The sequence below is a fragment of the Amycolatopsis benzoatilytica AK 16/65 genome, from assembly GCF_000383915.1.
GTDB classification, from domain to species: Bacteria; Actinomycetota; Actinomycetes; order Mycobacteriales; family Pseudonocardiaceae; genus Amycolatopsis; species Amycolatopsis benzoatilytica.
The window spans coordinates 4,946,270-4,967,560 of sequence record NZ_KB912942.1; the positions used below are offsets into that span (position 1 = coordinate 4,946,270).

Sequence of the window (21,291 nt, forward strand, 5' to 3'; positions counted from 1 at the left end):
AGAGTCTTTCGCTCTCCGAGATTAGACACGTTCTTCCCGGCTCGTCAACGGCGCGCCCACCAGGTTACGGTCACCAAGTGGAGTTGGAAGCCGAGTTCACCAGCGAACCGTTCCGCGGCGAAGGCGCCCCGCCGGACCACGCCGTCCGCGCCCGCGACGCCGCGGACGCGGCCGGACTCGAAACCGACTTCGGCCCGCTCGGCACACTGGCCCGCGGCCCGGCCGAGGACCTGTTCGCCGCACTGCCGGCGATCGCCCGGGCCGCCCTCGAAGGCGGGGCCACCCGGGTAACGCTGCAACTGCGCCGGACCGACGATTCCGAAGCCGTTCCCGGGGTCGAACTCAACAGCGCGCTGGCCCGATTGATCGCCGACGTGGAACGCGAACTCGGCGCGAAACTGAGCGAACTCGACCGGCCGGCGAAGCAGCGCGCGGTACGCCTGCTGCGCGAGCGAGGGGCCTTCAACCTGCGGAAATCGGTCTCGGCGGTGGCCGAAGAGCTGGGCGTCACCCGGTTCACGGTCTACAACTACCTGAACCGCGAAGCGGACTGAAGATCGATTCAACAAAGTGTTGACGGACGCTCGGGCCGGCCGTACCGTCAGCGGAACACCACCTCCCCGGAGGAGATTCCGTTGCCGCTCGCACTCGCCGAGTTCAACTCCGCGTCCGCCGAAGAAGTCCGGCCCGTTCTCAGCGCCTGCCTGGCCGTTCCGCGCTGGGTCGACGCCCTGCTCGCCGCCCGCCCGTACGCCGATTTCGCCGCGCTGAGCACCACTGCGGACCAGGTGACTCCGTTGCGGCGCAACGAGATTCGCGCCGCGATCGCCGCGCACCCGCGCATCGGCGAACAGCCGGCAAGCAAGGGCAGCGACGCCGACTGGTCGCGTTCCGAGCAATCCGGTGTGGACAATCCGGACGAATTCGCCGCCGCGAACGCCGCTTACGAAGAACGGTTCGGCCACGTGTTCCTGGTGTGCGCCAGCGGGCGCAGCGGCGAGGAACTGCTCGCGAACCTGCGGTCCCGGCTGGGCAACGACCCGGAAACCGAACTCGACGTCGCCGGCGCGGAGCTGGCGAAGATCGCGCGACTGCGCCTGGCGAAAGCGATTACGGCATGAGCCTCGTGACCACCCACGTCCTCGACACCGCGACCGGCAAGCCCGCCGCCGGGATCGCGGTGCGCTTCGAGCGCCAGGACGGGACGCCGGTCGCGCAAGGCGTCACCGACGACGACGGCCGCATCCGCGACCTCGGACCGGACACGCTCGACCCCGGCGGGTACCGGTTGATCTTCGACACCGGGAGCTACCTCGGACCGGAGGCATTCTTCCCGGACGTCACAATCACCTTCCGGATCGCCGACGGCACCTCGCACCACCACGTGCCGGTGCTGCTGAGCCCGTTCGCCTATTCCACCTATCGCGGGAGCTGACATGGGAATCTCCTTGGGCCCCAACCAGTACGGCAAAGCCGAGGTCCGCCTCGTCACGGTCCGCCGGGAGGGAACCGTGCACCACCTGCGCGACCTCACCGTGTCCTCCGCGCTGCGCGGCGACCTGACGGCCACCCACCTGACCGGCGACAACACCGCCGTACTCGCCACCGACACGCAGAAGAACACGATGTACGCGTTCGCCAAGCAGCAGGACGTCGGCGAGATCGAGGACTTCGCGATCCGGCTCGGCCGGCACTTCGTCGACACCCAGGAAAAGATCACCGGCGCGCGCCTGACCATCGAAGAGCAGGGCTGGGACCGGATCGCGGTCGAGGGCACCCCGCACGACCACGCGTTCAGCCGCGCCGGCGGCGCCGAACGCCGCACCACCACCGTCACCGTGCAGGACGGCCGTGCCTGGGTGGTGTCCGGAGTGGACGGCCTGGTCGTGCTCAAGTCCACCGGGTCGGAATTCCACGGTTTTCCGAAGGACGAATACACCACCCTCGCCGAAACCGACGACCGCATTCTCGCCACCGCCGTCACCGCGCGCTGGCGCTACGAAGGATCCACCGGGATCGACTGGGCCAAGAGCCATCGGGAGATCCGGCAGACGCTGCTGCAGACGTTTGCCGCCAAGCACAGCCTCTCGCTGCAGCAAACCCTGTACGCGATGGGCGAAGCCGTGCTGCACTCGCGGCCGGAGGTAGCCGAAATCCGGTTCTCCTTGCCCAACAAGCACCATTTCCTCGTCGATCTAAGCCCCTTCGGCCTCGAGAACGCAGGCGAGGTGTTCTACGCCGCCGACCGCCCGTACGGCCTCATCGAAGGCTCGGTGGTCCGCGACGAAGCCGAAGAGCCCGGCCCGGCCTGGACCGACGCCGTGCTCTAGCCCCGAGTCCCCTCCGGGAGAGCGCATGTCAGCTTCGCAGGAACGACCATCTCGGCACCCCGTGGACGCGGCGCCTCCGCTGCCGCAACTGATCCTCGGAGGAATCCAGCACGTCGCGGCCATGTACGCCGGAGTGGTGGCCCCACCGCTCGTCATCGGCGCGGCTGTCGGCCTGTCCCCCGGCCAGCTCGCGCTGCTGATCAGCGCGGCGTTGTTCACCGCGGGGCTGGCCACCCTGCTGCAGACTCTCGGATGCTGGCGTTTCGGCGCCCGGCTGCCGCTGGTCAACGGCGTGACTTTCGCCGCGGTAGCACCGATTCTGTCCATCGCGGAGCAGCACCGCGGCGCCAATCCGCTCGGCGTGGTGTACGGCGCCACGCTCGCCGGCGGCGTGTTCGTCGTGTTCGCCGCTCCGTTCTTCTCCAAACTGACGCGGTTCTTCCCGCCGGTCGTGACGGGGACGGTCATCACCCTCATCGGGATCTCGCTGCTGCCGGTCGCGGTGCAGTGGATCGCCGCACAGCAGAAGGCCGCCAAGCCCACCGGCCTGGTGCTGGCCGGGATCACGCTGGTCGCGGTCTTGCTCTTCACCCGGTTCCTGACCGGGTTCTGGAGCCGGGTCGCGCTCCTGCTCGGCCTGGTCGCGGGCACCGTCGTCGCCTGGCCGCTCGGGCAGGTCGACACGTCCACCCTGAAACAAGCCCCGGTCTTCGGCATTGTTTCGCCGTTCCACTTCGGCGCGCCGGCCTTCGATATCGCCGCGATCGTCTCGATGCTGATCGTGATGCTCGTGGTGATGGCGGAAAGCACCGCGGACCTGCTCGCGCTCGGCGAGATCGTGGGCCGTCCGACCGACAGCCGCGTGCTGGCCGACGGCCTGCGCGCGGACGGGCTGTCCACCGCGGTAGGCACCGTCTTCGGCGGGTTCGCCTGCACGGCGTTCGCGCAGAACATCGGGCTGGTGTCGCTCACCCGGATGTTCAGCCGGTACGTGGTCGCCGCCAGCGGCGTGGTGCTCGTGCTGCTGGGCGTGTTCCCGGTGACCGGCGGGATCATCGCGCTGGTGCCGCAGCCGGTGCTCGGCGGGGCCGGGCTGGTGCTGTTCGGCAGCGTCGCGGTGAGCGGCGTCCGGACGCTCGCGAAGGCGTCGTTCGAGCATCCGGTCAACGTCGCGATCGTCGCCGCGTCGCTGGGCGTCGGGCTGATCCCGATCGCCATGCCGGGGTTCTACTCCGGGTTCCCGGCGGCGCTGCAGGTCGTGCTGAACTCCGGGATCAGCGCCGGCTGCGTCACCGCGGTGGTGCTGAACCTGGTGCTCCGGCCGCGCTTGATAGAACGCTCTACTGTGCAGGAGTTATCCTCGGTGCCGTGACAGGCACCAAGGACCGCATCCTCGCCGCAGGGGCGGAGTTGTTCCGCCAGGGCGGGTACGCCGGCACCGGCGTGAAGCAGATCGTCGAAAAGGCGGGCGCGCCCTTCGGGTCGCTGTACCACTTCTTCCCCGGCGGCAAAGTCCAGCTGGGCGAAGAAGTGGTACGGACCTCGGGAATGCAGTACGCGCAGCTGTTCGAGGTCTTCATCGCGCCGGCACCGGACCTGCTCACCGGCCTCGAAACGTTCTTCGGGGCCGCGGTCACCACCTTGCTGGAGACGGATTACGTCGAGGGCTGCCCGATCGCGACCGTCGCGCTCGAAGTGGCGACCACGAACGAACCCCTGCGCCAGGCCACCGCGGACGTGTTCACGGCCTGGACCGAGGCGGGCACCCGCGGCTTCGCGCCGTTCGGGCTGCCCGCCGAGCAGGGCCGCACCCTGACACTGGCTCTGGTCACCAGCCTGGAAGGGGCTTTTGTCCTGTCCCGTTCCCTTCGGTCGACCGAACCGATGGCGGTGGCGGGCGCGGCAGTGGTGGACGTCGCGCGGCGATTGCTGAGCGAACTCGGCCACGACGGGAAAAGGCAACCCGCCGGAGGCTAAGCGCTTGCCTCAGGCGGTGCGCGCCGAACGGTCCTCTTGCCTGTCCGTGAAGGGCCCTTGAGGGACTTGGATTCCCGCAAGGGGCCCTTTACGGACGGACCGGCGAACTGGCCGCCGGCCGCCCTGGCATCACGACAGCGCCAGGTGAGACATGCTCTAAGCTGGCGGCACTGACCGCGGCGTTCCCGGAGGAGGTGGGCGGTGTTCGGTCTCAGCATCGACCATATCGTCATCCTGCTGATCGCCGCGTTGTTCATCGTCGGCCCGGAACGACTGCCCGAGACCACCCAGTGGCTCGCGAAGACACTGCGGCAGATCCGCGGGTTCGCCGCGGGCACCCGGGCGCAACTCGAAGCCGAACTCGGCCCCGAGTATCAGCAACTGCGGAAACCGTTGCAGGAGCTGCAATCCCTGCGAATCGGCGACCCGCGGGCCGCGGTGACGAAGTTCCTTCTGGACGACACTCCAGCCGCGCCGGCCGCCTCGGTCGCCGCGCCGGCGGCTGTCGCACCGGTGCCGCTGCGGCCGGACGAGCGGCCGCCGGTCGATCCGGACGCGACCTGATCAGTCCGCGGCGCGCCACGCCCAGGCAGCCAGCACCAGCAATTCCCCGAGTTCCAGCACCGCCATCACGCGTTCCACCAGCCCGGTCGCCACGGTCGGCAGATGGCGGCCGAACAGGACATTCGCCGCGAACGGAATGAGAAACGGCAGAAAGAACGGCACCGCGGCATAAGACAGAATGCGCGACGATCGAGCGAAACCGCGCCACTGCGGCGAATTCCGCTGAGCTCGGCCGAGCAGCCAGCCGGCCAGCGGCAAACTGACGCAACTCACCCCGGTCGCACCGAGGTGCACTTTTCCGACCAGGGTCACCGCATTCCCCTGCGGGTCTTTCGTGAACAACGCGACCGCGGCCAGCCCGGCACACCAGGCGGTCATCGCCACCAGCGCCAGCGGCCCGCGCAGGATCGCGCGCCGGCGCAGCACCGCCAGCACCACGACCGACCCGGCAGAGGTGAGCAGCATCGCCGCCGCCCACATCCACCAGCCGGGACACCAGGCGTAGTCGCTGAGCATCGCGCTGACCGGGTCGATCGGGCCCCATCGCCGGTCGACGTGCAACACCACCAGGAACGCGGTCGCCGCCAGCACCGCGACCACTGCCGCACCGAGCGCGAGCTTCGTCCCTTTCGCCGGCGGGGCTGGCACCCGGACGCTGATCGCCGGGGTCAGTTCTGTCGCCACTGTGAGTTCTCCACTCGGATCCGCTGCCGTCCGGAAAAGCATATCCCGGACTCGGCCGCGCCCCTTTCCCGACAGTCCGGCCGCATTGCCCCGAAAACCGGGAAATCGCCCGATTCCCCTCTCAGCGTCCTGTCAGAAAATCCGGCTACGCTCACCGGAGTTCAGCGGGTGAAAAGACGGGAAATCCATGGGCGCCGCACGCGGCACGGAATTGCGGCTGTTGCTGTTCGCGGTGGCGCTCACCTGGTGCGCGCTCCTGCTCGTCGACGCCGACGCGTTGCAGCGCATCGATTCCTCGGTCCTCACCTACGGCGCGTCGTTCACCGCGGTGATGGCGGTGGCGCATTTCGCGGTCCGCCGCTGGGCCCCGCACGCGGACCCGCTGATCCTGCCGAGCACCGCGCTGCTGAACGGGATCGGCCTGGTGATGATCCACCGGATCGATCTGGGCTTGGCCGAACAGGCGGCGGAGAAGGGCAAGCAGTACTCCGCGGTGGCCGGCCAGCAGGTGCTGTGGACCGTGGTCGGCGTCGCGTTGTTCGTCGGCGTGCTGGGGTTCGTGCGCGACCACCGGGTGCTGACCCGCTACGGCCACCTCGCCGGACTGGCCGGGATCGTCGCGATCGTGCTGCCCGCGGTGCTGCCCGCCTCGATGTCCGAGGTCAACGGCGCGAAGGTGTGGATCAAGATCGGCGCAGCGTCGATCCAGCCCGGCGAGTTCGCGAAGCTGATGCTGATCGTGTTCGCTGCGACCTCGCTGGTGGCGAAACGGGACTTGTTCCGGGTCGCCGGGCGGAAAGTGCTCGGCGTCGAGCTGCCGCGAGCGCGCGACCTCGGCCCGATCGTGCTCGCCGCGCTGGGCTGCGTCGCGGTGCTGGCCTTCGAGAAGGAGCTGGGCGCCGCGCTGCTGTTCTTCGGGATCGTCCTGGTGATGATCTACCTGGCGACCGAGCGGGCGATCTGGGTGTTCGCCGGCCTGCTGATCTTCGTCGTCGGCTGCGTGCTGGCGTACTTCCTGTTCAACCACGTGCGCCAACGGGTCGCGAACTGGATGGACCCGCTGGCGACCTACGACCGGCCCGGCGGCGGGTACCAGATCGCGCAGGGACTGTTCGGGCTCGGCACCGGCGGCCTCGGCGGGACCGGTCTCGGCAACGGACGGCCGGACATCGTGCCGGAAGCGAACACCGACTTCATCACCGCGAGCATCGGCGAGGAGCTGGGTTTCCTCGGCCTGGCCGCGGTGCTGATGCTGTACCTGCTGATCGCCCTGCGGGGCATGCGGCACGCGCTCGCCGTCCGCGACAGCTTCGGCAAACTTCTCGGCGGCGGGCTCGCGTTCACCGTGGTGATGCAGATCTTCGTCGTCGTCGGCGGCGTGACGAAGCTGATCCCGGAAACCGGCATCACCGCGCCGTTCCTGTCGAAGGGCGGCTCGTCGTTGCTGGCGAACTACATCCTGGTGGCGTTGCTGCTGCGGATCTCCGACGCGGCAAGAAAACCGGCGACCGAACCGGTGAAGGCGATGCGCGCGCCGCTGGCGGACGCCGGGACGGTGCTCGTGCAGCGACCGCCGGTGCCGCCTCCTCCTCGCTGATACCGCGATGCCGGGCCGTGAAGGGAACATTGAGGGACTCTGAGTCCCTCAATGTTCCCTTCACGGCCGGGCCGGGGTCGTTTGCGAGGCCCCCGTCCGCACCGTCCTGGCAGCCGCGCGCGTCGTGGCCGGTTTCCCGGCGATCAGCGCTCCCGCAGCCGCGCGCTCGCCGTGGCCAGTTCTCCGGCGATCACCGCTTCCTCGCCCGACCGCAGCCGCCCGTCCGCGACCACGGTCCGGCCGCCAACGAACACCCGGCGCAACGGCGGCGTCGCGGCGAGCACCAGCGCCGCGACCGGGTCCTCGATCCCCGCGTAGTTCAGCCCGGTCAGGTCCCACAGGGCCAGATCCGCGAGCTTGCCCACCTCGACCGAGCCGAGCTCGTCCGCCCGGCCAAGGCAGCGGGCGCCGCCCATCGTCCCGAGCCACAGGGCTTCCCGGGTGGTCAACGCGGTCGGCCCGCCCCGCTGCCGGGCTTGCAGCAGCGCCTGGTGCAGCTCCTCGCCGAGCCCGCCGGACTCGCTCGACGCCGCGCCGTCCACGCCGAGGCCGACCGGTGCGCCCGCGTCCAGCAGGTCCCGCACCGGGGCGATCCCGGTGCCCAGCCGGCCGTTCGACGTCGGACAGTGCGCCGAGCCGGTACCGGTTTCGCCGAAGCGGCGGATCGCCGCCGGGGCGAGGTGGACGGTGTGCGCGAGCCAGACGTCCGCCGCGAGCCAGCCGAGCTTTTCCGCGTACTCCGCGGGGGTGCACCCGGTTTCGGCGAGGCATTGCTGTTCCTCGTCGCGAGTCTCGGCCAGGTGCGTGTGCAGCCGGACGCCCCGGCGGCGGGCCAGTTCCGCCGCGCCGGTCATCAGCTGCTCGGTCACCGAGAACGGCGAGCACGGCCCGACCGCGATCTGGAGGACGGCGCCGGGCGAGGCGTCGTGGTAGCGGTCGATCGCGGCCTCGGTGCCCAGCAGAGCGTCCTCTGTGGACTCGACCAACCGGTCCGGCGGGAGGCCGCCGTCCGATTCGCCGCGGTCCATCGAACCGCGGACCAGGTGCAGCCGCAGCCCGATCCGCTCCCGCGCGGCGGCGAGCGCGGCTACCTGGTCTCCGCCGTCGGACGGGAAAACGTAGTGATGGTCGGCGACGGTCGTGCAGCCGGTCAGCGCCAGCCGGGCCAGGCCGGCGGTACCGGCCGCGTGCGTGAGGTCCGCGTCGAGCTTGCCCCACACCGGGTACAGCGCGACGAGCCATTCGAACAAGGTGTGGTCGGCGGCCAAGCCCCGGGTCGCCCACTGGTACAGATGGTGGTGCGTGTTGACCAGGCCGGGAGTGACGAGACAGCCGGACGCGTCCACGCGCTCGTCGACCGGGCCGGGATAGCTGCCGGGACCGACCGCGGCGATGCGGTCGTCCTCGACGACGACGAACCCGGTGCGGTACTCCGGCCCGCTCACCGTCGCGATCGCGGCGTTCTCGACCACTGTCCTCATGCGACACCACACTTTCTCGCTGGACGGTCCAGTACACGCGCCCAGCCACCTGGCCGGCAACGGTGCGGTGCTACGAAAACCGGGGCGAAACCCCGCCGCCGCTTGGTGTGTTCGCACAGCGGCTGCCCCGGCCTGGCCAGGCCGGGGCAGCCAGCCGTCACAGCGCCTTCGCCGCCCGGTCCGCGACCAGGCTGAGGAACCGGCTCGGGTCGCTCAGCTCGCCGCCCTCGGCGAGCAAAGCCATGCCGTGCAGCAGTTCCGCGGTCTCGGCCAGCGAGGTGTCCTCCGGGTGCTCGGCGAACGCCTTGCGCAGCCCGGTCACCAACGCGTGCTCCGGGTTGAGCTCCAGGACGCGCTTCACCGGCGGAAGCTCCTGACCCATCGCGCGGTACATCTTCTCCAGCGTCGGCGTCAGGTCGCCCGCGTCGCCGACGATGCAGGACGGCGACGTGGTCAGCCGCGACGACAGCCGGACCTCCTTGACCGTGTCGGACAGCGTCGCCGACATCCACTTCAGCAGGTCCGCGTACTCGGCCTTCTTTTCGTCGCTGGCCTCGTCGCCGAGGTCGACCTCGCCCTTCGCCACCGACTGGAACGTCTTGCCGTCGAAGCCGCTCACCGCGTCCGACCACATCTCGTCCACCGGGTCGGTGAGGATCAGCACCTCGTACCCCTTGGCACGGAACGCTTCCAGGTGCGGCGAGTTCTCGATGACGGTGCGCGAATCGCCGGTCAGGTAGTAGATGTGCTCCTGCCCGTCCTTCATCCGCGAGACGTAGTCGCGCAGCGAGGTCGGCTTCTGCGCGTGGTGCGTCGAGTCGAACGACGAGATCTCCAGGATCTGCTCCCGGTTCTCCGGATCGTCGATCAGCCCTTCCTTGACCGCGCGGCCGAACTCGGCCCAGAAGGTCGCGTACTTCTCCGGCTCCTCGGTCATCATCGTCTTGACGGTGGAGAGCACCTTCTTCTCCAGCCGCCGCCGGATCGCGCGGATCTGGCGGTCCTGCTGCAGGATCTCGCGCGACACATTCAGCGACAGGTCCTGCGCGTCGACGACCCCCTTCACGAAGCGCAGGTAGTTCGGCATCAGCGCTTCGCAGTCGTCCATGATGAAGACGCGCTTCACGTACAGCTGCACGCCGCGCTTCGCGTCCCGCAGGAACAGGTCCATCGGCGCGCGGGACGGGAGGAACAGCAGCGCCTGGTACTCGAAGGTGCCCTCAGCCTGCATCCGGACCGTCTCGAGCGGATCGGTCCAGTCGTGGCTGATGTGCTTGTAGAACTCGTGGTACTCCTCGTCGGAGACCTCGTCCTTCGAGCGCGCCCAGAGCGCCTTCATCGAGTTGACGGTCTCCAGCGCCCCGTCTTCTTCGCCCAGCTTGACCATCTGCACCGGCCAGGTGATGAAGTCCGAGTAACGCTTGACGATCTCCCGCACCTTCAACGGCGACGTGTAGTCGAAGAGGTGGTCCTCGTCGTCGGCCGGCTTGAGGTGCAGCGTGACCGACGTGCCCTGCGGGGCGTCGGCGACCGTCTCAATCGTGTAGGTGCCCTCGCCTTCCGACTCCCAGCGCACGCCCTCCTCGGCGCCCGCGCGGCGGGTCAGCAGGGTGACCTTGTCGGCGACCATGAAGCTGGAGTAGAACCCGACGCCGAACTGGCCGATCAGGTCCTGCCCGGCGGAGTCCTTCGATTCCTTGAGCTTGCGCAGGAATTCGGCGGTCCCCGACTTCGCGATGGTGCCGATCAGATTGACGACGTCGTCGCGGTTCATCCCGATGCCGTTGTCGCGCACGGTGAGGGTGCGCGCCTCGGCGTCGAGAAGGATCTCGATGTGCAGATTGTCCGTCTCGGCCCGCAGATCCTTGTCGCGGTACGTCTCCAGGCGCAGCTTGTCGAGCGCGTCGGAGGCGTTCGACACCAGCTCGCGCAGGAAGATGTCCTTGTTCGAGTAGATCGAGTGGATCATCAGCTGCAGCAGCTGGCGCGCCTCGGACTGGAACTCCAGCGTCTCGACCTGCGCGGTTTCCTCTGCCATGGCTTTAGCGTTTCCTTTCCCGCCCCTGAAAAGACCGGCGGGAAGTCTACCCGCGCGCAACCAGGCGCCGCGCGGAGACCACTAAGTCCGTGAAGGGCCCCTTGAGGGACTTAGATTCCCTCAAGGGGCCCTTCACGGACCACAGCCGCGCCAACTCGCCAACCGCAGCCGCCGCAACCAGCCAACCCGGGCGTGACCGCCGCGAACGTTCAGGCTTGCCGCCGCGCGTACGCGTCCAGCCGGGCCGCCTCGAACGGCAGCTCCGACTCCGCCAACGCCCCGCAGCGGTAGCCGCCCAGCAGATACCGGGCCAGTGCCTCGGCCGTGGCGGGCTCGTCCAGCACTCCCCCGGCCGTCTTCGACGCGTAGTCCTGCAACCGTTTGGCTGCCGCCGGGGCACCCTCGCGGTAGAAGGTGTAGGTCGCCGCGTACCGGGTCGGCAGCTGGTGCGGGTGCAGGTCCCAGCCCTGGTAGAAGCCGTTCTCCAGCGACCGGCGCACCAGTCGCAGGTGCTCGGCCCACGCGCCGGGCAGGTCGTCGCCGACCGGGAGCCGGTTGGTCGAGCCGTCCGACAGCCGGACTCCGGTGCCTGCCGCCGCGACCTGCATCAGCTGCTTCGCGAAGTCCGCCGCCGGGTGCGCCATGCTCTGGTACGCCGCGCTGATGCCGAGACCCGCGCTGTAGTCGTAGGTCCCGTAATGCAGCCCGGAGCACCGGCCGTCGGCCGCCTGGACGATCTGCGCGACCGCCACCGTGCCGTCGGTCGACAGGATCGACTGCGCGGTTTCGATCTGCACCTCGAACCGCAGCGCCCGGTCCGGCAGTCCGTACGCGGTTTCCAGCCGCCCCAGCACTTCCGCGGCGACCTCGACCTGTTCCACCGCGGTGACCTTCGGCAGCGTCACCACGAATCCGTCCGGCAGCGAGCCCTCGGAAAGCAGCCCGGACAGGAACAGGTCAAGCGTCCGGATGCCCCGGCGCCGCGTCGCGGCTTCGAAGCTCTTGAACCGGATTCCGACGAACGGGGTGCCGCCGGTCGTCGCGAGAGTGCGCCCGGCAGCCGCCGCGGCCGCGTCCTCCGCTTCGTCGCCGGGATGGCCGTAGCCGTCCTCGAAGTCGATGCGGAGGTCCTCGATCGGCTCGGTGAGAAGCTTCTCGCGGACTCGCTCGGCCACCGCCGGGTCGAGATTCAGCAGGTCGCCGTGTTCGACGAAGGCCCGCATCGCCTGCTTGCCCCAATCGGCGACCAAGCGCGTGCGGTACTGCGACGCCGGCACGTACACCGTGTGCACTGGACGACGGCCCGGAGACTCGCCGGGGTAGCGCGCCGCCACCCGCGCGTCGGCCTCGGCCAGACGCGCGTCGGCGGCGGTGTAGACGTCCTCGGCGAGCCGTCCGCCGCCCATTACTGGATGTGCTCGTAGGCCGGCAGCGTCAGGAAGTCCGGGAAGTCGTCGGCAAGCGCGACCTGCTCGAACAGCTCGACAGCCGGCTTCAGCAGGTCGTCCTGGATCTCCGCGGCCAGCTCGCCGCGGACGTCGGCGACGACGCCGCGCACCAGCTCCGCGGTGACCTGGTCGCCGCTGTCCAGCTGCGTGCCGTTCTTGACCCACTGCCACACCTGCGACCGCGAGATCTCCGCCGTCGCCGCGTCTTCCATCAGGTTGTGGATCGCCGCCGCGCCATTGCCGCCCAGCCACGAGGCCAGGTAGCGGATGCCGACGTCGACCGCCGCGCGCAGACCGGCCGCGGTGGCGCTGCCCGGCGTCGACGCGACGTCCAGCAGCTGGTCGGCCGTCACGCTGACCTCGTCGCGGGTGCGCTCCAGCTGGTTCGGCTTGTCGCCGAGGACCTTGTCGAACTCTTCCTTGCAGAGTGCGACCATGCCCGGGTGCGCGACCCACGAACCGTCGAAGCCGTCCCCGGCCTCCCGCGACTTGTCGGCGTGCACCTTGTCGAAGGCGCCCTGGTTGACTTCCGGGTCCTTGCTCGGGATGAACGCGGCCATGCCGCCGATCGCGAACGCGCCGCGCTTGTGGCAGGTGCGCACCAGCAGCTCGGTGTAGGCGCGCATGAACGGCGCGGTCATGGTGACCGAGTTGCGGTCCGGCAGCACGAACTTCTCGCCCGCGTCGCGGAAGTACTTGATGACGCTGAACAGGTAGTCCCAGCGGCCCGCGTTGAGACCGGAGGCGTGCTCGCGCAGTTCGTAGAGGATCTCTTCCATCTCGAACGCGGCCGGGATGGTCTCGATCAGCACGGTGGCGCGGACGGTGCCGTGCGGGATGCCGAGTGCCTTCTCCGCGTGCGTGAACACGTCGTTCCACAGCCGCGCTTCGAGGTGGCTTTCCATCTTCGGCAGGTAGAAGTACGGGCCCTTGCCGGAGTCCAGCAGCGCCTGCGCGTTGTGGAAGAAGAACAGGCCGAAGTCGACCAGCGCGCCGACGCCCCTGCGGCCGCCGAAGGTCAGGTTGCGCTCGTCGAGGTGCCAGCCGCGCGGGCGGACCACGATGGTGGCGTGCTCGACGTCCGGCTTCAGCTCGTAGTGCTTGCCGTTCTGGTCCAACGTGATGGTGCCGCGGATCGCGTCGGACAGGTTGACCTGGCCGCCCACCACGTTCGCCCAGTGCGGCGTGTTGGCGTCCTCGAAGTCGGCGAGCCACACCTTGGCGCCGGAATTGAGGGCGTTGATCGTCATCTTGCGGTCGGTGGGACCGGTGATCTCCACGCGGCGGTCGCGCAGCGCGGCCGGAGCCCCGGCCACCTGCCAGTCGCCGTCGCGGATCTCCTTGGTCTCCGGGAGGAAGTCGAGGCGTCCGGTGGTCCGGGCCTCCTCCCTCCGCTTGCCGCGGGCGACGAGCAGCTCGTCGCGCCGCGCGGCGAACTCGTCGTGCAAGCCCGCCACGAAGGCAAGAGCTTCCTGCGTCAGAATCTCGTCTCCACGCTCGACCGTACCGCCGAGAACCTGGACCTCAGACATGCGCAACACCCCGGGTAGTACTTCGGATAACGTCCCTACGGTTTTCTACCTGACGGACTATAGTTTCTGCATAGCGGAACAGCAATCGGGTCAGTTCAGCTCTGTGAGGAGGACCACTGGTGGCGGCTGAGAAGACCGGACGGGACGGCGGCGTCCAGTCCCTGCAAAGGGCATTCGACCTGCTGGAGCACCTGGCGGACACCGGCGGCGAGGCCAGCCTTTCGGAGCTGGCGACGCTGTCCGGGCTGCCGATGCCGACCATCCACCGGCTGATCCGGACACTGGTCGCGCTCGGCTACGTCCGGCAGAACACCAACCGGCACTACGCGCTCGGCGCGCGGCTGATCCGGCTCGGCGAGAACGCGAGCATGCAGTTCGGCGCGTGGGCGCGGCCGCTGCTGGTGGAGCTGGTCGAGGAGGTCGGCGAAACGGCGAATCTGGCGGTGCTCGAACGCGACGAGGTGGTGTACGTCGCCCAGGTGCCGTCGAAGCACTCGATGCGGATGTTCACCGAGGTCGGCCGGCGGCTGCTGCCGCACGGAACCGGCGTGGGCAAGGCGATGCTGGCCGAACTGCCCGCGGACGAGGTCTCGGCGCTGCTGGAGCGGACCGGGATGCCCGCCTACACCGAGCACACGTTCACCGACCCGGACGCGCTCGCGGTCGAACTGAAGAAGATCGCCGGCCAGGGCTACGCACTGGACGAGGCGGAACAGGAACTGGGCGTGCGCTGCATCGCCGTCGCCGTCCCGGGCGCGCCGGTGCCGGCCGCGGTGTCGGTCTCCGGCCCGTCCGGACGGCTGACGGCGGACGCGGTCAGCCACATCGCGCCGGTCGTGCAGAAGATCGCGGACCGGCTCTCCCAGCAGTTGCCGGCTACCTGAGCTCGCCTTCGAGGAGGTCCAGCAGCATCCCGTCGTGCAAGGTGCCGTCGGGTGCCCGCTCGTAGCTCCGGAGCACCCCGACCCGGCGAAAGCCGAGCTTCTCGTACACGTGGATCGCGCGGGCGTTGTCCGCCGCCGGGTCGATGGTCAGCCGGTGGTGGCCCTGGTCGAACAGGCGCTGAGCCAGGACCCGGATCGCCTGCGCGCCGAGGCCGCGGCCGTAGTAGTCCGGGTGCACGGCGAGGTCGATGCCGGCGTGCCGGTACCGGCGGTCGAGTTCTTCCCAGGCTTGGATCACACCGGCCATGCGGCCTTCGTGCTCGATCGCGTACGCCTGGTGGCCTTCCTCGACCACGAGCAGGTCGTCGGTTTCCTCGTCCGGATCGCCCCACCACCGTGCGACCTCCGGCGCGGCGAGGATCTCCCGGATCCGTGGCCGGTCGGCTTCGGTCAGCGGCCGGAGGGCGATCATGACATCGGCTTGTCGTCCACCTTGACATGATATTTCGCGGTGGTCCCGTCGACCTCGGTGATCGTCGCGGTGACCCCGATCCGCAGCTTGTCGGAGGTCAGCTCGCACCGGGCCGACTTGCCCACCTCCGCCGGGATCGGCCCAGGGCAGGTGACCGAGTCCGGATGCTGCCCGATCGAGTCCAGTGCGCGGGTGATCGCGCGCTCGACGTCGGTTTTGGACGCCTCCGGCCCGACCGACACCGACACCGAACAGGCGGTCAGCGCAAGCCCGCAGGCGGCAAGCAGGACAGGGCGAATCGAGTGACGCACGGCAGGTCTCCTACTTGGCCCAGACGGACGGGGAAATGCGGTCGAGTACATCGCACCGCTGGTCGAGCGCGGCCAGCAGCTTCTCCGGATCCCGGTGCTCGTTCAGCCAGTCTTGAACCGTCAAGCGCCCGTTGATGAGCGTATATCCCTGGAAGTTGCGCAGACCGGTCTTGAGATACGCGGTGACGACCGGATTGAGCACGGCCCGGGCAAAGTCCGGATCGCCGGACCGCACCTGGTACGCGTCGTCGAATTCCGGATCGCCGACTGTGATGTCGCCTTGGCCGATCGCGGCGTTGATCCGGCTCTCCATCTTGGCGACCCGAGCAACCTCCAGCGCGGGACTCGTACCCGGGGCGTACACCCAGATCACCGGCCGGTCAGCTGCTTCGCCCTCGATCGCGGAGAGGGCAAGCCTCGCCGCGACGAACGGCCTGCCGCGGTGCCAGCCGGTCACCACATGGCGTGCGCGGCTCGCCCAGTACCGGTGGGTGATCGGTGCCATCGGCTGGAGGATGCGCTCTCCCCAGTTCCGCACGACGAACCGGTCTCCGTCGTTGTACTGGGCGCACACAGAGTCGTCAGGCGCCGCATAGGTCCAGCCTCGCCGCGCGCATTCCGCTTGCAGGAGAGCCGCCAGCTTCTTGTCGTTGCGGTTCAGCCACACGAACAACCAGATCATCCCGCCGACGAACAGCAGCGTCCCGCCGATGCCGAGGACGAGGATCCACAGCAGGCTCATCGCTGCGGCTCGCCGAATGTCCCGATGCCGTCGTTCATCCACGCCCCGCAACCGTGTCGATCTTGTTCCGGGGTTTACCGTGGCAGAGCTGTCCAGGGGAGCTGCGGCGAATGCCGCGTTATCCCCCGTTCGGGGGGGATCAGCCCAGCAAGGCGTCCACGAACGCGCCCGGCTCGAACGGCGCCAGGTCGTCCGGTCCCTCGCCGAGGCCGACGAGCTTCACCGGTACGCCCAGTTCGCGCTGGACCTGGAACACGATGCCGCCCTTCGCGGTGCCGTCGAGTTTCGTCAGCACGATCCCGGTGACGTCGATGACCTCGCCGAACACCCGGGCCTGCGCGAGGCCGTTCTGGCCGGTCGTGGCGTCCAGCACGAGCAGCACTTCGTCCACCCGCGCCTGCTTCTCGACGACCCGCTTCACCTTGCCGAGTTCGTCCATCAGGCCGGTCTTCGTGTGCAGCCGTCCGGCGGTGTCGACCAGGACCGCGTCCACGCCCTCCGCGATGCCTCGCTTCACCGCGTCGAACGCGACCGCGGCCGGGTCTCCGCCTTCCTTGCCCCGGACCACCGAGGCGCCTACGCGTTCGGCCCAGGTCTGCAGCTGGTCGGCGGCGGCGGCGCGGAAGGTGTCCGCGGCGCCCAGCACGACCGTGCCGCCTTGGGCGACCAGGACTCGGGCCAGTTTTCCGGTCGTGGTGGTCTTGCCGGTGCCGTTCACGCCGGCCACGAGCACGACCGCCGGCTGCTTCTTGCCGTCCACCTCGTGCGGCAGCGCGCGGACCGCGCGCTCGGCGTCGGTCGACAGCGCGGCGGTCAGCACCTCGTGCAGCAGTTCACGCGCCTCCCCCGAGGTGCGCACCGCGCGGCGGTTCAGCTCGTCGCGGAGCCGCTCGACGATCTGGGTCGTGGTGGCCGCGCCGAGGTCGGCCAGCAGCAGCGTGTCTTCGATGTCCTGCCAGGAGTCCTCGTCCAGGTCGCCGCCGCCGAGCAGGCCCAGGAGGCTCTTGCCGAACATCGACTGCGACTTCGACAGCCGTCCGCGCAGGCGCTCCAGACGGCCGGTGGCCGGCTCGATCTCCTCGATCTCGGCCACAGCGGGTGCGGCGGGTGCCGCGGGCTCGGGGACGACCTCGACCGGCGCCTCGACAACCGGCTCCGGTTCCGCTTCGACCGGCTCGGGCAGCTTGACGTCGAGCACCGAGCGCTGGTCCGAGTCGCGCGGCACCGCGGCGTCGTCGCCAACCGCGGGCTGGCCGTCTACCTCCGTGCGGTCTTCGACCGGATGCTCGACTGCCTCCGGTTCCGGCGCGGCCTTAGTCTCGCCGCCGGGCGCGAAGGAGATCCCGCCGGACGCGGTGTACCCGCCGCCCTTCGGCTTCTCCTCGACCTCGCGCGACTTGGCGATGCTGATCCGCCGCTTGCGCGCGATGAGCAGCCCGGACACCAGGATGGCGACCAGGACGACGACGGCGACGACAACGATCCAGAACCACATGCTCGACACGCCACCATCCTGTCATCCGCGTGCACCGGCCACAGGGCACCCCACCGCGAAGCCAACAGGTAACGCGAACTGTTCCGATTCGGCCAAGACTCCACTTTGCGGCTTGCGCCACCCTGTCCGCTTTGACTAGACCACTCCGAATGACCTCCCCCGCCGGTCACCGATTCCGCGTTCTCGGCCTGTTGTCGGGCACGTCCGTCGACGGCATCGACGTCGCCGTCGCCGAATTCCGCGTCGAAGACGGCGGCACGGTCGTCCTCGTCCCGCTCGGCGAACTCGACCTGCCCTGCCCGCGGGACCTCCGCGCCGAGCTGCTCGACGCACTCCCGCCGCGGCCGAGCAGCGCGCGGCAGCTGACTGTCCTCGACACCCGGGTCGGCCAAGCCTTCGCCGAAGCCGCCGCGCGCGGGATCGCCGAGTTCGGGCCGGTCGACGTGATCGCCTCGCTCGGGCAGACCGTCTACCACTGGGTCGAGGACGGCAAGGCGCTCGGCACCCTGCAGCTCGGGCAGCCGGCGTGGATCGCCGAGCGCACCGGCGTCCCGGTGATCGCCGATCTGCGGATCCGCGACATCACCGCCGGCGGACAGGGCGCGCCGCTGGCGAGCACGCTCGACGCGTGGTGGCTGCGCGGGATCGCCGAGCAGACCGGTCGTCCAGTGGCCGCGCTGAATCTCGGCGGCATCGCGAACATCACCGTGGTCACCGGATCGGACGCGGTGCTCGCCTATGACACCGGCCCGGCCAACGCGCTGCTCGACCTCGCCGCCGCGCGGGTCACCGGCGGCCGGCTCTCCGCCGACATCGACGGACGGCTCGCGCTGGCCGGTTCGGTGCGGCGGGACCTCCTCGACCGGCTCCTCGCCGATCCGTACTTCGCCGCCGCGGCACCGAAATCCACCGGCAAAGAACACTTCCACAGCGGATACCTTGATACCGCGCTGTCCGGATTGCCGCCGTTGCCGCCGGAGGACCTGCTGGCCACCCTCACCGAACTGACCGCCGCGACGGTCGCCGCGGAATGCCGGCGGCACGCCGTCGCCACCGTCGTCGCATCCGGCGGCGGAATCGCGAACCCGGCGCTCGCCGCCGCGCTCGCCCGGCACCTGCCCGGGGCACTGCGCACCAGCGACGACCTCGGCCTGCCCAGTTCCGCCAAGGAGGCTTACCTGACCGCGTTGCTCGGCTGGCTGAGCTGGTGCGGCGTCCCGGCGACGCTGCCCTCGGCCACCGGCGCACGCGGTCCGCGTCTGCTCGGCTCCCTCACGCCGGGCGCGACGCCCCTGAATCTCCCCGCCCCGCTGGGGGGCGCCGTGACCCGGCTCCGGGTCGCGAAATCCGGGAAACCACGGTAGGAGAACCCCATGAATCCAGTCGATCTGGTGATCGTCATCGTGTACCTCGCGGCGATGCCGATCATCGGCGTGCTGGTCGGACGCAGACAGAAGTCCGCGAACGACTACTTCGTCGGCGAGCGCAGCATGCCGTGGTGGGCGGTGACGCTGTCGGTGGTCGCCACCGAGACGTCCACGCTCACCGTGATCTCCACGCCCGGGCTCGTGTTCGGCAGTGCGTTCCTGTTCCTGGAAGTGGCTTTCGGCTACATCATCGGCCGGATCATCGCCGCGTTCGTGCTGCTGCCGCGCTACTTCCGCGGCAACTACGTGAGCGCCTACGAGTTCCTGGGCCGCCGCTTCGGCCGCGGGCTGCAGGGCACCGCGTCGGTCACCTTCGTGGTCACCCGGCTGCTGGCCGAAGGTCTGCGGCTGTTCGCGGGCGCGATCCCGATCAAGGCGATCCTGGACCACTACGGCATCCACACCGCGTACTGGCACATCGTCGTGCTGCTGACCGCGCTGACGGTGATCTACGCGTTCGTCGGCGGCATCAAATCGGTGATCTGGGTCGATGTCATCCAGTGGTCGCTCTACATCCTGGGCGCGATCGGCGCGGTGATCTTCCTGTCCACGAAGCTGCCGTCCGGCTGGACCTCGATCGCCGCCGACCAGGGCCGGTTCAAGCTGGTCGATTTCGCGTCGAACGTCCTCACCAACCCGTACGCGTTCCTGTGCGCGGTGGTCGGCGGGGCGTTCCTGTCGATGGCTTCGCACGGCGCGGACCAGCTGATCGTGGGCCGTCTCCTGTCGTGCCGGAACCTGCGCGACGGCCAGCGCGCGCTGATCGGCTCCTCCCTCGTGGTGTTCGTCCAGTTCGCACTGTTCCTGCTGGTCGGCGCGATGCTGTGGGTCTACACCGGCGGCAAGACCGGGGCGACCGCCACCGCGGTCGCGGCGGGCAAGATGTCCGGCGACGACGTGTTCTCCAACTTCATCGTCAACGACCTGCCGGTGGGCCTGGCCGGGCTGCTCATCGCCGGCATCCTCGCCTCCACCATGGGCGCGCTGGCCTCGGCGCTCAACGCGCTGTCCACGTCCACCATCGCCGACCTGTACCAGCGGTTCACGCACAAGTCGGTCGCGGACGCCAAGCTGCTGCGGCACGGTCGCATGTGGACACTCATCTGGGCGGCGGTGTTCGCGGTGTTCGCGTCGCTGTTCACCAACTCGAAGGACCCGGTGATCCAGCAGGGCCTCGGCATCGTGGGCTACACCTACGGCGCGCTGCTCGGCTCGTTCTTCCTGGGCCTGATCGTCCGCAAGGCCCGCCAGTCCGACGCGGTGATCGCGTTCGCCTGTTCGGTGGCCGGGATGGCGTTCCTGATCCTGTTCGTGAAATTCGACAAGGCGACCGCCGCGGTGCACCTGCGGTTCGGCGCCGCGACGAAGACGCTGGTGCCGCTGGCGACCTACTGGTACACCTTCGTCGGCGTGTTGATCACGCTGCTCGTCGGCGGATTGCTGTCGCTGCGCCGCCGAGGTGTGGACCCGAACGTCGAGAAGGTCGAAGAACCCGCGGAAACCGCTGCCTAGCAAAGGTTTATTCCGAAACGCGGCCCGGCGTCCTCAGTACGGGGACGCCGGGCCGCGGTCATCCGGCTCAGTGCGGTGCCCGGGCGGACAGCGCGGCAGCTTTCCGGCCCGCTCGCACCCGAAGACCGGGAGGGTCAGGCCGCCTTGCCGTGGAAGGAAAGACCCGCCTTGCCGCAGTAGATCTGCTTGCTGCCGCCGGCACCGCCGTCGTAGCCGCAGTTCCAGCCGTCGACGTCCAGGAACTGCCCGGTGCCCTCCGCCTTGGTCGGCGCCTGCCGCAAGTAGTCCGACATCACGTTGATCGCCTCGGTGCAGCCGACGGTGCCCGCCGGCATCGCGTCGGTCACTACGTCCACCTTGCTGTTCGGGCCGTCGACCGGGCCGCAGTCGGCGCCCTTGCCGAGTTCGCCGCGGCCGGGCAGGCCGCCTGACTTGGTCTGGCGCGGCGCGGGGACAATGCGCGGCTTGGTCTCGTGCGTGGCGGCCGGCGGCTTGGCGGGCGACTGGTGCGGCGTCGTCGCCGGCGCGCTCTGCGTGACCGGCGAAGCCGCCGACGACGCAGTGGGCGCGGCCGACAGCGAAGACATCGGCGACGCGGCCTGCGAGCCTTCGTTGCACGCGGCCACCGCCAGGACGATGCCGAGCATCGAACCGGAAATCAGCGTGCGAGCCACCTTGGTGCGCATTGTTCTGTCCCTTTCGCGTACTGCTTTGTTCCCCGGCACTCACCATGACGTGCGGGCAACGCGGCAGCCGGCTGAGCGGACAGAGCTTGCCCGTTCGGGCAGGAATCCACG

21 protein-coding genes are annotated in these 21,291 nt (G+C 69.5%); 11 read left to right on the forward strand and 10 right to left on the reverse strand.

Annotated features, from left to right (window positions below; all coding sequences use genetic code 11):
• The first annotated feature begins 77 nt into the window (after positions 1-77).
• The 7 genes from AMYBE_RS0122700 to AMYBE_RS0122730 all read left to right on the forward strand — a co-directional run bounded on the left by AMYBE_RS0122700 (position 78) and on the right by AMYBE_RS0122730 (position 4,871).
• Positions 78-554, forward strand: a complete 477-nt coding sequence (locus AMYBE_RS0122700; protein WP_020661686.1) for a helix-turn-helix domain-containing protein — start codon at positions 78-80, stop codon at positions 552-554.
• An 81-nt stretch (positions 555-635) separates the two neighbouring features.
• Positions 636-1,121 carry a 2-oxo-4-hydroxy-4-carboxy-5-ureidoimidazoline decarboxylase gene (uraD, locus tag AMYBE_RS0122705; protein ID WP_020661687.1) on the forward strand — a complete coding sequence of 162 codons (486 nt, stop codon included), beginning with the start codon at positions 636-638 and terminating at the stop codon, positions 1,119-1,121.
• Positions 1,118-1,435 carry a hydroxyisourate hydrolase gene (uraH, locus tag AMYBE_RS0122710; protein WP_020661688.1) on the forward strand — a complete coding sequence of 106 codons (318 nt, stop codon included), beginning with the start codon at positions 1,118-1,120 and terminating at the stop codon, positions 1,433-1,435. The genes uraD and uraH overlap by 4 nt, the downstream gene beginning before the upstream one ends.
• A 1-nt stretch (position 1,436) precedes the next feature.
• Complete coding sequence (gene pucL / locus AMYBE_RS0122715; protein WP_020661689.1) at positions 1,437-2,330, forward strand: factor-independent urate hydroxylase; 894 nt, start codon at positions 1,437-1,439, stop codon at positions 2,328-2,330.
• Between the two features lie 25 nt (positions 2,331-2,355).
• Complete coding sequence (locus AMYBE_RS0122720) at positions 2,356-3,702, forward strand: nucleobase:cation symporter-2 family protein (protein WP_027927906.1); 1,347 nt, start codon at positions 2,356-2,358, stop codon at positions 3,700-3,702.
• Positions 3,699-4,307 carry a TetR/AcrR family transcriptional regulator gene (locus AMYBE_RS0122725; RefSeq protein WP_020661691.1) on the forward strand — a complete coding sequence of 203 codons (609 nt, stop codon included), beginning with the start codon at positions 3,699-3,701 and terminating at the stop codon, positions 4,305-4,307. The genes AMYBE_RS0122720 and AMYBE_RS0122725 overlap by 4 nt, the downstream gene beginning before the upstream one ends.
• Positions 4,308-4,508: 201 nt before the next feature.
• Complete coding sequence (locus AMYBE_RS0122730) at positions 4,509-4,871, forward strand: twin-arginine translocase TatA/TatE family subunit (protein ID WP_020661692.1); 363 nt, start codon at positions 4,509-4,511, stop codon at positions 4,869-4,871.
• On the opposite strand, the gene AMYBE_RS0122735 is transcribed toward AMYBE_RS0122730, so the two are convergent.
• A complete protein-coding gene (locus AMYBE_RS0122735; protein ID WP_020661693.1) occupies positions 4,872-5,555 on the reverse strand; it encodes a DUF998 domain-containing protein in 684 nt (227 codons plus the stop codon). It abuts the gene before it with no gap.
• A 187-nt stretch (positions 5,556-5,742) separates the two neighbouring features.
• Between AMYBE_RS0122735 and AMYBE_RS0122740 the strand changes: the two genes are divergently transcribed.
• A complete protein-coding gene (locus AMYBE_RS0122740) occupies positions 5,743-7,152 on the forward strand; it encodes an FtsW/RodA/SpoVE family cell cycle protein (protein ID WP_020661694.1) in 1,410 nt (469 codons plus the stop codon).
• 143 nt (positions 7,153-7,295) lie between these two features.
• Here the strand turns inward: AMYBE_RS0122740 and AMYBE_RS0122745 are convergent, their stop codons facing one another.
• From AMYBE_RS0122745 to aceB, 4 genes are all read right to left on the reverse strand, one after another.
• Positions 7,296-8,633, reverse strand: a complete 1,338-nt coding sequence (locus AMYBE_RS0122745) for an 8-oxoguanine deaminase (RefSeq protein WP_027927908.1) — start codon at positions 8,631-8,633, stop codon at positions 7,296-7,298.
• A gap of 157 nt (positions 8,634-8,790) precedes the next feature.
• A complete protein-coding gene (gene htpG / locus AMYBE_RS0122750; protein WP_020661696.1) occupies positions 8,791-10,671 on the reverse strand; it encodes a molecular chaperone HtpG in 1,881 nt (626 codons plus the stop codon).
• Positions 10,672-10,880: 209 nt separating this feature from the next.
• Positions 10,881-12,077, reverse strand: coding sequence for a DUF6986 family protein (locus tag AMYBE_RS0122755; protein WP_020661697.1), 1,197 nt, complete (start codon positions 12,075-12,077; stop codon positions 10,881-10,883).
• Positions 12,077-13,651 carry a malate synthase A gene (gene aceB, locus AMYBE_RS0122760; protein ID WP_020661698.1) on the reverse strand — a complete coding sequence of 525 codons (1,575 nt, stop codon included), beginning with the start codon at positions 13,649-13,651 and terminating at the stop codon, positions 12,077-12,079. The genes AMYBE_RS0122755 and aceB overlap by 1 nt, the downstream gene beginning before the upstream one ends.
• 119 nt (positions 13,652-13,770) lie before the next feature.
• Between aceB and AMYBE_RS0122765 the strand changes: the two genes are divergently transcribed.
• A complete protein-coding gene (locus AMYBE_RS0122765; RefSeq protein ID WP_020661699.1) occupies positions 13,771-14,535 on the forward strand; it encodes an IclR family transcriptional regulator in 765 nt (254 codons plus the stop codon).
• Here AMYBE_RS0122765 and AMYBE_RS0122770 read toward each other — a convergent pair.
• The 4 genes from AMYBE_RS0122770 to ftsY all read right to left on the reverse strand — a co-directional run bounded on the left by AMYBE_RS0122770 (position 14,528) and on the right by ftsY (position 17,555).
• Positions 14,528-15,007, reverse strand: a complete 480-nt coding sequence (locus tag AMYBE_RS0122770; RefSeq protein WP_020661700.1) for a GNAT family N-acetyltransferase — start codon at positions 15,005-15,007, stop codon at positions 14,528-14,530. The genes AMYBE_RS0122765 and AMYBE_RS0122770 overlap by 8 nt on opposite strands.
• Positions 15,004-15,318 carry a DUF4333 domain-containing protein gene (locus tag AMYBE_RS0122775; protein ID WP_020661701.1) on the reverse strand — a complete coding sequence of 105 codons (315 nt, stop codon included), beginning with the start codon at positions 15,316-15,318 and terminating at the stop codon, positions 15,004-15,006. Before AMYBE_RS0122775 ends, AMYBE_RS0122770 begins: the two co-directional genes overlap by 4 nt.
• A gap of 10 nt (positions 15,319-15,328) precedes the next feature.
• Positions 15,329-16,060, reverse strand: a complete 732-nt coding sequence (locus AMYBE_RS0122780) for a hypothetical protein (protein WP_020661702.1) — start codon at positions 16,058-16,060, stop codon at positions 15,329-15,331.
• Positions 16,061-16,199: 139 nt separating this feature from the next.
• Positions 16,200-17,555, reverse strand: coding sequence for a signal recognition particle-docking protein FtsY (ftsY, locus tag AMYBE_RS0122785; RefSeq protein ID WP_020661703.1), 1,356 nt, complete (start codon positions 17,553-17,555; stop codon positions 16,200-16,202).
• A gap of 149 nt (positions 17,556-17,704) precedes the next feature.
• On the opposite strand from ftsY, the gene AMYBE_RS0122790 reads away from it, so the two are divergent.
• Together AMYBE_RS0122790 and AMYBE_RS0122795 are read left to right on the forward strand one after the other, a co-directional pair.
• Positions 17,705-18,919 (forward strand): anhydro-N-acetylmuramic acid kinase, encoded by a 1,215-nt coding sequence (locus AMYBE_RS0122790; protein ID WP_020661704.1) that lies wholly within the window; start codon positions 17,705-17,707, stop codon positions 18,917-18,919.
• A 9-nt stretch (positions 18,920-18,928) separates the two neighbouring features.
• On the forward strand, positions 18,929-20,494 hold the full coding sequence (locus AMYBE_RS0122795) for a sodium:solute symporter (protein ID WP_020661705.1): 1,566 nt from the start codon (positions 18,929-18,931) through the stop codon (positions 20,492-20,494).
• A 134-nt stretch (positions 20,495-20,628) separates the two neighbouring features.
• Here AMYBE_RS0122795 and AMYBE_RS0122800 read toward each other — a convergent pair whose 3' ends face one another.
• Positions 20,629-21,180, reverse strand: a complete 552-nt coding sequence (locus tag AMYBE_RS0122800; RefSeq protein WP_020661706.1) for a hypothetical protein — start codon at positions 21,178-21,180, stop codon at positions 20,629-20,631.
• Positions 21,181-21,291 lie beyond the last annotated feature (111 nt).